Genomic DNA, 13,828 nt, shown 5'->3' on the forward strand with positions numbered 1-13,828 from the left:
GTCCAACCGAGGAGAGTTGAGAGTGATCGAGCTGCGTTTCCCATGGGAAGAGTCAAAACCGTTAAGTTGCTGCGATGCGGAACGAAAATGACGTACCGTGTGTTGGGATCGTTGGCAAACGTGTGGGCCACCCGAGATCAAGACGTCGCCATGGACGCACCGCTGATGAAATACGCCCAGGGGATTGCAGCAAGTGCTGCCGCCAGCCTTTCCCGCGCGTGCGTGATCTGCCTGGGCGGTTCAAGATGAACCTGGAAACACAGCATGTTGATGTGAGAGCTTGTGAACTGCAACACCAAGTGCTCTGTCCCCCTCCTGCACGATGTCAAGGGTAGGCGCGAGCGTTGTGATTCATCGTTACAATCCGATAACTGCGGAACAGCGGCAATTGATAGCACCAAGCGAGCCCATCCCCAATCTCCTCTGAGCGTTCTCCCATGTCCCAGTCCCTGATTCAACCCTCCATTACAATCGCGCTGATGTGGTTCACCACGGCCGCGGGGCTGGCTGAGGAGCGATCGATGATCTTTCCCGGCACCGACTGGCAAGAGGTGTCACCCGAAGCGGAGCAAATCGATCCGGGACGTCTGCAGCACGCAATCGACGGGCTCATGGAGAAGGTCGGCACCGATGGTGTGACGCGAATGGTGGTCCTGCGCAACGGCAGGATCGTTTGGAAAGGTAACGACATCGATCATCGACAGGGCGTTTGGTCATGCACCAAGTCGTTCACAAGCACGGCGTTGGGATTGCTGATCGATGACGGGAAAGTGCAGCTCAAGACGCACGCGGCGGAGTTGCTGCCGACGATGGCGAACACGTATCCCGACGTGACGCTGCGGCACTTCACCACGATGACCTCCGGGTACCGGGCGATCGGCGACGAGCCGCGCGGCGGTTACGCGCACGGTCCAAGCTCGACACCTTTTCTGCCCGGAGACAAGCCGCTGTTTCTCCCCCCTGGATCGCAATTCGCCTACTGGGACTCGGCGATGAATCAATTCGCCAATGCGCTGACCAAAGTAGCGGGCGAGCCGCTCGAGTCACTTTTTAAACGACGCATCGCCGATCCCATCGGTATGGTCCGCGAGGACTGGGACTGGGGTGACCTTGGAGAAGTCAATGGAATCTCCATCAACGGCGGATCGGGTAACAGCAACAAACACATCCAAATCACGGCAAGACAGTTTGCCCGTTTCGGACACCTGTTTCTTAACCGGGGGAACTGGGACGGCAAGCAGCTGATCAGTGATTCCTGGGTACTCGCGGCGACCTCAGCCCAGGTGCCAGCCTCACTGCCGTGGGGACATCCGACGAGCGACATCGACGGCCGCGGTGTCTACGGATTCAACTGGTGGACGAACGGCACGAAGCCCGACGGAACGTGTAAGTGGCCCTCAGCGCCGCTGGGGACATTTGCCGCGGCGGGGTACAACAACAATAAGTGCTTTGTGATCCCAGAGTGGCAAATGGTTGTGGTCCGTCTCGGCCTCGACGGCAACGTCCCCGATGACGTGTGGAACGATTTCTTCGAGCGACTCGCAACGGCGGTCGACTTGGCGCCGCCCAAGCCGAGTGCCCCCTAAACCATGCGACCCACTCGTTGGACAGAAGCGGCCAAACTCAGTGGCGACCACGTTTTTCAGGTCGTTTCTTCGTCTAAATCTTGCCAACGAGGTTCAGAACTTCTCGGCCACGGTAGGTGAGCAGATGGTTTTGCTCGATCCAGGTGATCGCTTGGTCGGGCAAATGGAAATCGCAGGTGACGAAGCCTTCAATCACCGGTTGCTCAACCAGCGTGAACGCTTCAATCGCGTCATTGGCGGTGTCGCTCAGGTGCTCAGCACCTTCCGCGTAAGGTAGCCGATTGATGGAATCGGGAACTTCGATGGGTTGCAGAGCCATGGGGTATCTTGACTCAGCTAACGCGGATGCGTGTGCCCTCGTCGCTGAGCGTGAAAAGGTTTTGTTCGTGGTCGGCGACGACTTGTTTGACCTGCTCAGACGTGATGGACTTGCCCGATGCGTTCGCGTTTTTGACGAGGTCTTCGACGTTGAGGTATCCCTCGTCGTCGAGCTTCATGCCAATCGAATGAGGTTCGTGACGTAGGATGAACGTCAAATACTTGCTGATTTTGGTGAGTCGCTTGTTCATCCGGTCAGTCTAACGAGAAAAATCGCAAACGGCATCACCACTTGCCAAGGCAGTTGTTCGCGGAGCGCATCGAAGAAGACGAAGCCAAACGAGACCAAGATGATCGCGTGGAATCGGCTACATCCAAGTTGCGATGCTATCGAGTTCTTTCTTCCTGATCGCGGGGGCCTTCACATTCTTCGCCGGATATCCGCGGTGCCCAAACGGGATTCCGTTCCTGATGGCGAACCCGCATTTCAATGTCCCTAGGTCTCATGCGCGATTCATTTGATTGCCAATCGCAGGCTGAACCACGTCGGTCTCTCGCATCAAATTTGTGGCCGCGAGACCACAGCAGTTTGGGGGAACGCTTTTCGATGGCGTTTACTTTTCTCCAGCTGGACAAGGCCGACTGGCAACACCTTCCGTCAAACGAATTGATCAACAGTCAGTATTAATCGCCGATCCCAAAGACATCAAGGGCGTGAAAATGACCGTTAACAGCTCAGCAATCCGTCACTCTTCGTGCGAGAAGATGCATCGGCTTCAGCGTTGTAGCGGAATTGCTTCGCTGCAGTCTCCCTGAAATCCGGGATCAAAATCGCTATTGGTACCAGGTGGCGCTTCGAGATTGTATGAATCCGCGGGTAACGATGCACGCAACAGTAGAAAGTGGAAAGTCGTGACCCTCCTTTGTCCCGAGCTACTTGACCGCGGTGATCTCTGAGTTCGCGGTGGCTAATTGAACGGAACGAAACACCGGTTCGCCCAACTCCCGCTGAAACGCTTCATCTCCTTCACTGACGTCGTCATAACCGCGCTCGATACTGTCCGCGATCAAATTCTCCGCGAAGTCGAGGACACAAATATGCGGCGGGTTCGGGGCCACGCTGAAAATCGTCACTCGGCCTCGCGAACGCGTGTCGAGCAATTGGGCTTGGGAGTGCAGGTGACGAAACGCTGACGTGGCATTGAGAACAAAGTTTCCTCGCTCGATTCGCTTTCTTGGCTTGGCTTCGACCAGCACGATGTGCGTCGCGCCCCACAACACCGCCGCTTCCACCGGACTGTTGTGTGCAAAACCTCCATCGACTAATTCGATTCTCTCTCCCGCGCGAGGAATCCCCTCGATGATCCTGCCGGGAAAGACGGGGAAGATCGAACCCGACCCCATCACAACGTCCAGCAGCGTAGACGGTCGCTCGACCAGAGATACGCCGCGAGTCCCGAATGGCGGCGGTTCCGAATCACGATCCACAGACGCGTAGAAATACAAATCACTTGGCAGTTCTTCGCTCGTCTGAGTCAAACAACTTCCCGTCAGCACCAGATCGCGTTGCAACAATCCTCGCTGGATCACCTGTGAGCTAACTTGCTGCAAACGGTCGGCATACGAGGCGCCGGCATCGTATTCCAGCGGGTTTTCCCCTTGTTCCCTCAGATGTTTATTCATCACCAGCGGAAACTTCTCCGCCAGCGTACGCTCCATGCCGGCGCCAGTGGAAATCGTTTCATTCCAAAACAACAGCGTCACCAATTGCAGCAGAGGCAAGCCACAGATCGCCACCGCTAATGTCGCGTTGGTAAGCCATTTGGGGATCTCAAAGTGCCGCCCTCGGCGCGAACGAATCTTTTCCCACACCAGTGCGGCAAGACCGATCACCAGCAGTGCCCACGCCGATTCGCGGACGCCAAAACTGAGCCAAAGCCAGATGTGATGCAGCACGTGGTTTTCACCAAGCATCGACCAGGGATGAATGGGGATGTACCCCAGGCATACTTCGATCGCCGCCAATACGGTGTACACCACGGCGAACGCTGCGCCTCGTTTCCCAAGATCGGGCACATAGTGACGAACCAACCAGATCACGATTGCGGTTTGCAGTGCGGCGAACCAGATGCCTATGTTGATCCGCATCAATCGCGGCAGTCGCACGATCTCGCGTTGATCCAAACTACGCCACGTCTCACGAAACCCTTCCCGGCCAACTTCGCTACTCGAGATCCCCATCGCAACCGGCACGGAATTGATCGCGCCGCCCGAAGTACCCACGACCAACGCGATGTCCAAACTTTCTTCACCCGATTCTTCTCGCAGCAACTCCAAACGTTCCTCTAGCGCCGAGACAGCCCCGACCTGGTACGAACACTTCGCTCCGCCGCCGGATAGGACGAGCGCCAGCCGTGGTGGATTGGGTTGCGATCTTGCATACTGCAACAGCGACTGAGCAACTTCCTCGAGCGATAACGACTCCGGTCCTGTCTCCAACGCGTCTGCCTCGGCGAGCCAACTTTGCACGGCCTCAAACCGCGTCGCCCAATCGTAGAAGCGAGTGAACCGATACCGACTGCTTTCTGCGCCATCGATGAGCTGTCGGATGCGATCTTCGTGCTCAAAGCCGTTTCGAGCGACAACGACGTTGCGAGGCAACCGTAACTCATCCAGTTGCGGAAACTCAATCCGTCGCAGTTTCGAAGTTAGTTCCGGCTCCGCGTCCACGTCATCCCAGACAAACGCAACGCGCTCCAGCTCCGTGGGCTGCTGTGTCAGCAGTCGCAACGATTGAGTGTGGGAGTAGGTGAACTGACTCGCATCGGCATTCGTCTCAATACCTGCTGCGCGTAAAGCATGCAAAGGAGCGATGTGTCCCGAAAGCGACTTTGGATGAACGAATAAAAACTGGGCAACTCCACTCTCCGCCAGGCGCCGCAATTGTTCCACGCTCTGGATCGGGGAATCGTTGGCGACAACGCACACCGACCTGTAACTGTCATGAAACCCTGCGACACGTCGAATCTCAGGAGCAAGAGGCGAAGCAGCCGGAGGTAATTCGACCGACGCCAAGTACTGACAAGTCGCGAAGGCCGGATCCTCGGATATCGCACTGGCAAACACGCCGGGCGTCAGGATCGCCAAATCAACCAGCTGCCGATCGACCCAATGCAAGACCTCGCCATAAGAGCCAACCGCTAACTGGAAGGAAACTTCGGTATCTTTCGCCGTCAGCCCCCCAAAGAATCGATCATAATGAGCCAACTCCGATTCAAAATCCTCATAAGCGACGATCCCAACACGAACGGAGATCTCCGCACGAGCGGGAACCGCGACAAGCCCAAAAACAGCAAAGAACAAAAGCAGTCGTGACATAGTAGGCACATTGTAGGCGGGAACAGGGAGCGTCGCGACTGCCTTATCCTCGGCGCGGAACACCCGAGGATATCCGGCACTGGTGCTGTTTCGGGGACCGCCCGCGATTTGCGCTATCCGCAGCGACCTGCCACCACCCTTTAGAGCACAGTGCGGCAATTCCTCGCCACGGTATCTTCACATTTCCGATTGTTGAATGTACTCGGTTTCAGGCGAACCGGAGTACATAGCGTTACCTCGTCCCGACGATGCTGCCGCAGTGAAATCCAGTGTTTCTGCCCTGCTTGAATAGATTCGTGAATAAGGGTTGCTCCTCCGGTCGATGAAACCAGCGCGCGCGAGAATAAAGCGAAGTACGCACCGGCGTCGGCCACCGGTGCAGGTTCACGGATCGCGCTCAAGCCGCTACGTTGCTCATGACACTCCCACCTGTGCGCGCTGGGCATATTACGGCGGTATTAAAAACGACGGCTCAGGTTGACTCGCGAACGCCATGATCGGTCGCCACATTCGGCAGGTTCTAGCCGCACTGAAGTAGCATTGTTCCGTGTTCAGACTGTAGCTTGGGGCGCCTCCGTTAAGGCAACCGCTAGAACCGGCATTCTGAGGTTCACGACGAGCCGAAAGCAGCAACCGACGATGCACACGGTACCTGGAAAGGAACGTGAGACTGTTACTTCGATGGAACAAGTTCGTGGGTGCAGCCGTATTGTGCGCGGTGCTCGGGGGCAGGAAAATGGAGGCACTGCAGGCGAACTAGAATGTGGCGTGTGACACAGAACACGAAATAGAGCACCGTGTCTTTACCGATGAATTTGGGAGCGTAAGCTGCATGGACGAATTGCCGGAATCAGCGACCGTAGTGGATGTTTACAAACGAATCATCGACACGCTTGTTCAGGAAACACGGTTGTTAGCTTCGAGCTCGGACCTTGTGGAATCGGGCCGCTACTCAAACGCTCCCGCACACCAGCGATTCAACGATTTCATCCAGTCGCTTTCCTTTCTACAGCGGCAGACCTTGGCGGAACTGCTGCAAGAGGAACGCGATGGTGCCATCCACGATGTTTTGGCCGTACTTTCCTGGTGGGTCGACTGCCACGATGTGGGTTTTACCTATCGAGGCGAGGACATGCCGGTTGATCTCAGCGGCATGGGCATGCACGGGGACTATGTCGGTCGACGCGATGGCCGGGAGTGGCCGTCAGACGAGGAAGGGTGAGCCATTGCCATCCGCTACCCATTACGGATTTCACACATGACGCACGACTGGGAATTCGACGATCCACCTGAAGCGGCTTGCTTCACCACGACGTTTGTATTGCAGGGCTCGCCGATTCTCAGAGTCTTTCATGACTACGATGGCGATTGGCAATTTCACGGGCATGCTGACCAGCCTGCGGATGACTCGACCGTTCAAGTGGTGGCCTTAGGACAAGTTGTCCAACTCGACGCGTCAGTAGGGATACTCCACGACCTTCCCTGCGGTTGGGCGGCCGAGCGCGACAGTCCCGACTGCGAATGGCGGCGTTTCAAAGACACACCGTTCCCGAGTTTTCCAGAAAATGGTTATTACCTCGAGGATGCCGTGTGGCTCTCCGAGTATCGGAATGACGTTAATCCGCCTTCGAAGGATGAAATCGAGCAGTTGGACGTTGGCGATTTTGTCAAGCTGGTCTTTCGGTTTGCCGACGAGATGGATGACCGCGAGGATGGTCAGTGCGAGCGGATGTGGGTGGAGATCACAGGATTCGACGACGATGGTTACTTTGTCGGTACGATCGAAAACGATCCTCAGCACGACGCCACTAAGTACGGCGAGAGCTTATCGTTTCATCCTCTTCACGTCGCTGAAATTTATGTGGACGAGTGACATGACGATTGAGCGTGGGCTCAGACTTTGCCTTCCGCTTCCAGTCTGGCTTGACCAGCCTGCATACCTCAGCGAAGCACCCAAAGGGTAAATTTGGACTTGCGTTGTCTGACTGAGGTGCGAGGCAGAAATTTCTATTATATATTATCGAGTTACTCGCTGAGAGATACCCATGAACGTGCAGATTGGAGACTGGGTCCGGACTCATTCCAAAGGAATTTGGCGTATCGAGCGCGCCGTACCTGAACATTACGAGCCTCGCTACAAACTCTCTGATCAAAAGCAACTTTACCAGGGGACGTTGTTCCTGCTGAAACGCCTTCTGAATGAAAAATGGAAACCCGCGGTTGAGACGACTGCGGCTCACGAAACCATGGTCAAACCATTAACCAAGGCAGATTTCAAAAAGCTACAGAAGTGCCTGGCGGACAATGATACGATCCTTACGGAATTCGATTCTGCTACGCGTCCTGTGGACGCGATGCTGAATCTCGGATTCGCTTTGCCCAGGCGATCAGACTATGCGCTTTTCAAGCGGGAATTTGAGGCCGCGTTTTCAGATCCGCTGGCCAATGGTGCGACCAGCGATTCCATATTGAAGGTGATCGCGAAAAGTAACTTTGCGTCATATTTGGGTGAACGTCCTCGCGATGCCACCCTGCAATTTGTTTCGAAAGACTATGAAGTACGGCGACGCAACTTGATTTATCGGCAACTAAAGTTCCACAAGTTCTAGGTTGTCATTGAAAGCGGTGAATCGAAGACGCCGACCTCGCGTTTTTGTGGAATCAATGTCATCTGTCAGCGGCTCGGTTGCCGTCTCGTTTTTCCCTGAAGCCTTATGCCCACTACCATCGAAGCAATTCGCGAAGATCTTGAACTGTGCCGACGCGCCAAGCGGAAGCCCAAGATCTTTGGTGCCGAAACACATCGTTTCACTCTGAATCCCATCGTGCGGAATTCGGAGGTCAGCAAGTTCGAAGTAAAACATGGAATTGAGCTTCCGGAGGGCTATCGCCGATTCATCACCGAACTCGGAAATGGTGGAGCTGGCCCGTATTACGGACTATTTAAGTTCCGCGAAATGGATGATTGCTACTCATCCCAGCGCTGGAAGGAAAACGATGGCTTTGTCGGCACGCTAGCCAAACCGTTTCCCCACACAAAAGCGTGGAATGATTTGCCGGAATATCCAGGCGAAGATGAGATTCAAGATGAAGATCTGCACGAGGCAGAAGTAGAACGGATCGACAGGATCTATTGGAATCCGGAGCACGTGAACGGCGCGATTCCCATCTGCCATCAAGGTTGTGCGCTCCGCAACTGGCTAGTTGTGACTGGCCCTGAAGCGGGAAACGTTTGGGAGGATCTGCGCGCAGATGAAGGCGGACTGGTGCCAGCGAAACGGAAACGCAAGAGTCGCATGACGTTTCTGGAGTGGTATGATGATTGGCTGCAGCAAGCCGTCGCCACGCTTCCTAAGCCAAAGCCGCGCAAGAGCATCCCCAAACCGTGAACCGAAGCGGCTGAAGGGGTGGTTTTTCGATGAATGTCAATCGTCGCCGCCCGCTTGCGGCGGTCACTACTGCCCTAGGAGACGCAGAACAGAAAACTGTATCCGAGTTGCCGGTCGGCCTTGTCCTGAAACAATCATTCCTGGCGGCAACCGTTGATTTTGGTCTTTCTGCCTAAAGATGAAACGTTCAGAGACTCCCTTTAAATCGGCACGCGATCAGCACCCACTACCATTTAAGCTGGACGGTAGCTTTTCATGGTTGCGTGCGTTGCCCAGGCATAAAGAGCATGTTGGAGTCATGCGTAGAAGGAGACTGCAGACGCAACTCAAGAAGGTCGAGGCCGCCGCAATGCAACACAACATTATTCTCCCACCAGAATTCGTCGCGTTCATAGCGGATGTTGAATTGCAGGCGAGGATTCGTTCCATCACCGATTGTTATCTAGGCATGGGGACAAATCTCTTGCCGCTACGTGACGGGTACCTACTACGATTCTTGAACGACTCGCAAGGCTGTGCGTTTTGGTACCTGTTTCTTCGTCCGTCATCCGAAAGTCACGCCGTAGTCATCTGTTACGATTTTTTTGATGCCGATGACCCTGACTCCGCGGACCTCGCGGAGCTGCACCCGAAGAAATTTGTCTTTGATTCACCGACTTTTGAAACTTGGCTATGCCGGTTTTGGCTCGAAAACGAAATCATATTCGCACATCTCGATAACACTGCCCTGCCTGAAGTCGGTGAGAAATTCATTCGGCTGTATACTAACCATGCCTATTTAGACGAATTGGAAGACATTTAGAGCCTGACCAAGCCATGCACGCACAGGATGTCATCGACCGCTTTTCCATGGCCGTTTTGCTCGTGCGTGCCGAAGTGTCGCCGCCTTGATGCCTACAAAGAATGACGTCAGAAACCTCACCACGATCGAAACGAGTGCCCTGGCGCGAAGGTCGCGTCCTCAGTATTGCTCTACGCAACGGTTGGTTCGTTCTACTCCAAATGTTGCCTCGTCCTTTCGTTGCGGTCTTCAGCGAATTCCGTAGCGAGGACGACTGGGCTGGCATAGAGCTAACCTCAAGCAACCACCTATTTGTTTGCTCTCTCAACCGCTCCGTCCTGAAACGCAGCCAGGTGCATTTCCACAAAGGTCTCGCTCCCGCTCCAGATATCCAGTTGCCTGAATGGAAAATCAACACGCGGGGGTTTAGGAACATTACTCTGTGGGCTGGAACCAAGGAAGAACGCATGGTGATGGTGTCTGGCGGGAAAGGAAATGTCGGGCTGTGGCGATCTTACTGTGAGCCGGGACACGTCGGTGATGAGTACATCCCGATCGCGACGACAGACTATGATCGATATACAGAGATCGAGCTTGCTCATGTTCGAGACTATCCCGAATTCAACGAACGACTGTTTCTTTGCTCGGAACTCGAATGCAATTTTGACCCACTCAAGGAACTGGTCTTTGACCGCTACATCGATCCAATGTGCAGTAATTACGTGAACATCATCTCGGGTAAAAGCTTCTCCGAATGCGGATACTGAACGACAATTGCAAACGCGGTAGAACAACTCCATCAACGCGAAGCCGCCGATCTCGCGTTTTCCAATGGAACATCGACTGCGGCGGGCCAGTTTTCCCAGACGTCACGTGAACAGGCAGACCCTCGTACATGTCCTCGAAAAAAGACCGCAAGGCACAGCGCCAAGAAGCCGCGATTCGAGAGCAGCGCCGCCGTTGGGACGAAACGGCCGCAGCCTCTCCTTTGTCTCGGCACCAACTGGACTCGCTGCTCGACTATTTGGCGGAACAGATCGTTGCAAATGGTCATGACGATACCTTGCGGTACACGCAACAATGGTTAGGCACGAACGGTTTGCCTGTCGAGGAGACGTTGGAGTTCCTGGTCCGCCACAGATTTCGTAGCGACTTTGAAGTCGCGTTGAATGCTGATCCCAATGCGCTGTTTGGTCCAACTGACGATCGAATCGCACGGATGCCCATTCCAGAAGAGGCGTTGGAAGCGCTCATCGAATGGGTTGATCAAAAGGTCCAATTAAACGGTTGCGATCACTCCTCCCGATTTGCTCGGCAATGGCTTACAGACAATGGCTATCCGCTAGCACCAACGGAATTCGCACTGCTCGCACAGGGCGGCGGATGCGATTGTGAGATCGTCTTGAATCTGGAGTCAGCGAACATTTACCCAACATTCAACCGAGAGATCACTTAACAACGTTTCACGTCCAAACTACGCGTAACGCCGGTCCCGGACGCAGTGCCGCATGGCCGCTAATCACCAATGCCGGAGGCGAGTTCATGAAAAAGTTCACACCAGAGTCATACTCGGCCGAAGTCATCCGCAACATTCGCCTGCATGGCTTCCATCTGACATACGTGCCTGCGGAAGAAGAACCGTCCTTTTGCTACAGCACAGGACTTTTTGAAACAGCTGGCATCCCTGAACTGTTTATCTCATCCCTACCGCCAGCACTCTCGGGAGAACTGGCTCACTCGTATGCGAGGCGGTTCAAGGCGTCCAGCCCACCGGTCGGCCAGCGCATCGAAAAAGAGAAAACGGACCCGTTCGATTACTATCTGATCAACGTCGAGCTGGCGGACCTACGTGAGTACGTGCTGGCATCGATCAAGTACTACGAAGATCGTCCCTTTTCCTACCTGCAACTCGTATTTCCGGATATTGACATGCTCTTTCCGCATGAACAGGGATATGATTACGACCAAGTGATCCTTGGTGACTACTCAGGGATAGGGTACTTGAAGCGATAACGGGTGGGACACTCATCGAGTTCACGTGATTTCTCCGTTGTGACAAGCCAATACACCAGACCGTTGAGATCGTGAAATGGTTGACAAAGATTCGCAGGAATTCGCTTTCAGAGTCGCGATTGACGCCGGGGACATCGAAGGTGCTCGCAAGTTACTGAGTGAGCGGCCGGACTTACCGATGCGATTGTCCGCTGAGCGAGTTTGGTTGCTTAAGGATGCTGCCAAGGAATCGTCCCCTGAAATGATTCGCTGGCTCGTTCAGGAAGTTGGCGAAGATCTCGCGAAGCAGGATGCTAACGACTATACGGCTTTAAATTTTGCCGTATTGTTCGGCAAACTAGAGAATGCGCGGGCGCTGCTCGAACTCGGGGCCGACGCGGACCTGGGTTACCCATTGTTTAGTGTCCTCAGCCGTCACGTCGAAGATCCTGTGGCGATGGCCACTTTGCTGATCTCATATGGCGCTGATGTGAATCAGCTGGTTATTGAGGAAGGCATGCCTCCACGAAACATTTTGACTGAAGCCGAAGACTGCGAAAACGAGGAGATGATCGAGTTTCTGCGTTCTCAGGGCGCAAAGCTGCCTGTTGAACTCATGGAGTCCTGAAAACGGCTTCTGCGACCGGCAAAACCATCGGTTGGAGCGATGGCGGTAGTTGAGATCCGTCTCCATTTCAGCGTTGTTTTTAATAACCGATCCGCACTAGGCTTATGTCGAATCAAACGCTCACCGAGAAGCTTGCACAACGTGTCGAAGATGCAATTCAGCAAAATCGACGGTCGATCGAGATATCAGGGGACGGTGCATTGGACCTCGCACCACTTACACGAATTCCCGACCTGGAGCGTTTTGAGATGTCGTGTGGGGACGTGTCAGACTATGGTCCACTTTCAGCGCTCACCAATTTGCGAGTGTTGAGCCTTGGTAGTGACCATCAATCGGACCTGAGCCCCTTGGCCACCTTAACGCGGTTGGAATCCCTGGATATTACGGACGGACAGATTTTCGATCTCGCCCCGCTCGCCGGACTATTGGGCCTGCGCGAACTCTCGTTTTCATGGTGCAGCGAGCTGACCGACATCGCGCCGCTGGGAAGCCTTGCAAATCTAGAGCGTTTAACGCTCTACGAATGTGCCGGCGTGACCGATTTGCGACCATTGTCGACATGCAGGAACCTCCAATACCTCAACCTCACCGATTGCTTTGCGATTTCGGACGTCTCACTGCTTGCCGGCCTCGCGAAACTTCGGAAGATTGTTCTTGCAAATACCAATGTCCTGGATACATCCACACTTTCCGGCATCCCAGAACTGCTGATCACTTTCGAAGAAGATGCGGAGTGATGCTAGAGCTCCACTCCATCGCCCAGACTGAGGGCGGATGGGGTCAGAGAATGCGGCACGACTGGTTGGCTACCCCGCGATGCCTTCGGATATTTTGCAAGTGGCTAATGACGAACCGTCCTGTGTCGCGGACGACGTAACATGCTCCGGCTTCATCGACCGGCTGCAGCTACAGCACGAGCTTGAGACGCGAGTCATTGTTCCGTGAAACGTTCAATTCCTGTCGAATTTTCCTTGTGAGAGTTGGGTCGTGTCCTTCCAAATGGCGGCAGTCTCGAATTGCCGCCTCCGAGCACAAAACGCCATCAATTGTTTAAATGAGACGCGAATGGGAGCCCGTTGATGGCCCCGTGCCCTCCTCATCTCGTGGGCAACACCAAAGGTGGCGCGACCGCCGACCTTCGGCGATGAGTCACTCCGAAGTGGATACAGGCCGATTGCTCGCTGCTGACCTTGGCGCACCCGAAGCAAAAGGAAAACCACAGTAAGGAAGCTCACTGGCATTCTACGCTGCCATGGCAGACTTGATGCCGATCGAATCGACGTGGAAGACAGCGTGCGTTTCTGACATGCCGGCATGGGAGGGACAAAGGTAACTCGCTCACCAAATTAGCGAGCTTCAGCGGCTTGTTCCGTGGCGACATTCCGGTGCTTTTGTAGGCGACACTCAGATGTCGCCATTCCCATAAGGGACCATAAGGGCTTGCCCTTTTGTGGTCTGTCGACCAAGGGCAAGCCCAAGTTATTAGCTGCATTCGATTAGTCGCAGTCTGCTATTCAGATTGCGTAGGTAGCAGCAAAACCTTCTAGTGCACTTTTTTGGTGCGATTGCGACCTGATGCGATGATTAGCTTGTCATCGCGATCAACACCTTCCCACACGTTTACGGGGCGGCGGCGAATTTCTTCCGGGCTCTCCGGAGGATCGCGGTGACACGTGCCGCCGCCCCACTTCTTGGATCGCAAACATGCAGCCGCCTACCACAAACCATCAAACTCGTCACGACCAACCAGAACTCG

General features: G+C 54.6%; 16 protein-coding genes. 13 read left to right on the top strand and 3 right to left on the bottom strand.

Annotated elements, in window-relative coordinates; all coding sequences use genetic code 11:
* Positions 1–249, top strand: a 249-nt coding sequence (locus Poly41_RS33245) for a hypothetical protein (RefSeq protein WP_231616154.1), incomplete at its 5' end; no start/stop codon positions are given.
* Between the two features lie 188 nt (positions 250–437).
* Complete coding sequence (locus tag Poly41_RS33250) at positions 438–1,586, top strand: serine hydrolase domain-containing protein (RefSeq protein ID WP_146531683.1); 1,149 nt, start codon at positions 438–440, stop codon at positions 1,584–1,586.
* 73 nt (positions 1,587–1,659) lie between these two features.
* On the opposite strand, the gene Poly41_RS33255 is transcribed toward Poly41_RS33250, so the two are convergent.
* The 3 genes from Poly41_RS33255 to Poly41_RS33265 form a co-directional block, all read right to left on the bottom strand.
* Positions 1,660–1,905 carry a hypothetical protein gene (locus Poly41_RS33255; RefSeq protein WP_231616155.1) on the bottom strand — a complete coding sequence of 82 codons (246 nt, stop codon included), beginning with the start codon at positions 1,903–1,905 and terminating at the stop codon, positions 1,660–1,662.
* Between the two features lie 13 nt (positions 1,906–1,918).
* A complete protein-coding gene (locus Poly41_RS33260; RefSeq protein WP_146531684.1) occupies positions 1,919–2,155 on the bottom strand; it encodes an RNA 2'-phosphotransferase in 237 nt (78 codons plus the stop codon).
* Between the two features lie 682 nt (positions 2,156–2,837).
* Positions 2,838–5,282, bottom strand: coding sequence for a patatin-like phospholipase family protein (locus Poly41_RS33265; protein WP_146531685.1), 2,445 nt, complete (start codon positions 5,280–5,282; stop codon positions 2,838–2,840).
* Between the two features lie 832 nt (positions 5,283–6,114).
* Here Poly41_RS33265 and Poly41_RS33270 point away from each other — a divergent pair.
* From Poly41_RS33270 to Poly41_RS33315, 11 genes are all read left to right on the top strand, one after another.
* Entirely contained in the window at positions 6,115–6,504 is a 390-nt protein-coding gene (locus Poly41_RS33270) for a DUF6547 family protein (protein ID WP_146531686.1), read from the top strand.
* A 36-nt stretch (positions 6,505–6,540) separates the two neighbouring features.
* The gene (locus Poly41_RS34680; RefSeq protein WP_197231985.1) at positions 6,541–7,155 is read left to right on the top strand and encodes a DUF2314 domain-containing protein; all 615 of its coding nucleotides are present in this window, start codon (positions 6,541–6,543) and stop codon (positions 7,153–7,155) included.
* Between the two features lie 172 nt (positions 7,156–7,327).
* Positions 7,328–7,891 (top strand): hypothetical protein, encoded by a 564-nt coding sequence (locus tag Poly41_RS33280; protein WP_146531687.1) that lies wholly within the window; start codon positions 7,328–7,330, stop codon positions 7,889–7,891.
* Between the two features lie 105 nt (positions 7,892–7,996).
* Entirely contained in the window at positions 7,997–8,671 is a 675-nt protein-coding gene (locus Poly41_RS33285) for an SMI1/KNR4 family protein (RefSeq protein ID WP_146531688.1), read from the top strand.
* A 29-nt stretch (positions 8,672–8,700) separates the two neighbouring features.
* A complete protein-coding gene (locus tag Poly41_RS34685; RefSeq protein ID WP_197231986.1) occupies positions 8,701–8,847 on the top strand; it encodes a hypothetical protein in 147 nt (48 codons plus the stop codon).
* Positions 8,848–8,969: 122 nt separating this feature from the next.
* Complete coding sequence (locus Poly41_RS33290; protein ID WP_146531689.1) at positions 8,970–9,473, top strand: hypothetical protein; 504 nt, start codon at positions 8,970–8,972, stop codon at positions 9,471–9,473.
* 446 nt (positions 9,474–9,919) lie between these two features.
* Entirely contained in the window at positions 9,920–10,219 is a 300-nt protein-coding gene (locus Poly41_RS33295; protein ID WP_146531690.1) for a hypothetical protein, read from the top strand.
* Positions 10,220–10,347: 128 nt separating this feature from the next.
* Positions 10,348–10,908 (top strand): DUF2695 domain-containing protein, encoded by a 561-nt coding sequence (locus Poly41_RS33300; RefSeq protein ID WP_146531691.1) that lies wholly within the window; start codon positions 10,348–10,350, stop codon positions 10,906–10,908.
* 86 nt (positions 10,909–10,994) lie between these two features.
* Positions 10,995–11,465 carry a DUF4262 domain-containing protein gene (locus Poly41_RS33305; RefSeq protein WP_146531692.1) on the top strand — a complete coding sequence of 157 codons (471 nt, stop codon included), beginning with the start codon at positions 10,995–10,997 and terminating at the stop codon, positions 11,463–11,465.
* 76 nt (positions 11,466–11,541) lie between these two features.
* Positions 11,542–12,072 (top strand): ankyrin repeat domain-containing protein, encoded by a 531-nt coding sequence (locus tag Poly41_RS33310; protein ID WP_146531693.1) that lies wholly within the window; start codon positions 11,542–11,544, stop codon positions 12,070–12,072.
* 347 nt (positions 12,073–12,419) lie between these two features.
* Positions 12,420–12,809 (top strand): leucine-rich repeat domain-containing protein, encoded by a 390-nt coding sequence (locus Poly41_RS33315; protein ID WP_146531694.1) that lies wholly within the window; start codon positions 12,420–12,422, stop codon positions 12,807–12,809.
* Positions 12,810–13,828: the final 1,019 nt, after the last annotated feature.

Source organism: Novipirellula artificiosorum (assembly GCF_007860135.1).
Lineage (GTDB): Bacteria > Planctomycetota > Planctomycetia > Pirellulales > Pirellulaceae > Novipirellula_A > Novipirellula_A artificiosorum.

Coding starts and splice junctions, on each gene's coding strand:
- Poly41_RS33250 (WP_146531683.1), top strand. CDS start 438: ATGTCCCAGTCCCTGATTCAACCCTCCATTACAATCGCGCTGATGTGG.
- Poly41_RS33255 (WP_231616155.1), bottom strand. CDS start 1,905: ATGGCTCTGCAACCCATCGAAGTTCCCGATTCCATCAATCGGCTACCT.
- Poly41_RS33260 (WP_146531684.1), bottom strand. CDS start 2,155: ATGAACAAGCGACTCACCAAAATCAGCAAGTATTTGACGTTCATCCTA.
- Poly41_RS33265 (WP_146531685.1), bottom strand. CDS start 5,282: ATGTCACGACTGCTTTTGTTCTTTGCTGTTTTTGGGCTTGTCGCGGTT.
- Poly41_RS33270 (WP_146531686.1), top strand. CDS start 6,115: ATGGACGAATTGCCGGAATCAGCGACCGTAGTGGATGTTTACAAACGA.
- Poly41_RS34680 (WP_197231985.1), top strand. CDS start 6,541: ATGACGCACGACTGGGAATTCGACGATCCACCTGAAGCGGCTTGCTTC.
- Poly41_RS33280 (WP_146531687.1), top strand. CDS start 7,328: ATGAACGTGCAGATTGGAGACTGGGTCCGGACTCATTCCAAAGGAATT.
- Poly41_RS33285 (WP_146531688.1), top strand. CDS start 7,997: ATGCCCACTACCATCGAAGCAATTCGCGAAGATCTTGAACTGTGCCGA.
- Poly41_RS34685 (WP_197231986.1), top strand. CDS start 8,701: ATGAATGTCAATCGTCGCCGCCCGCTTGCGGCGGTCACTACTGCCCTA.
- Poly41_RS33290 (WP_146531689.1), top strand. CDS start 8,970: ATGCGTAGAAGGAGACTGCAGACGCAACTCAAGAAGGTCGAGGCCGCC.
- Poly41_RS33295 (WP_146531690.1), top strand. CDS start 9,920: ATGGTGATGGTGTCTGGCGGGAAAGGAAATGTCGGGCTGTGGCGATCT.
- Poly41_RS33300 (WP_146531691.1), top strand. CDS start 10,348: ATGTCCTCGAAAAAAGACCGCAAGGCACAGCGCCAAGAAGCCGCGATT.
- Poly41_RS33305 (WP_146531692.1), top strand. CDS start 10,995: ATGAAAAAGTTCACACCAGAGTCATACTCGGCCGAAGTCATCCGCAAC.
- Poly41_RS33310 (WP_146531693.1), top strand. CDS start 11,542: ATGGTTGACAAAGATTCGCAGGAATTCGCTTTCAGAGTCGCGATTGAC.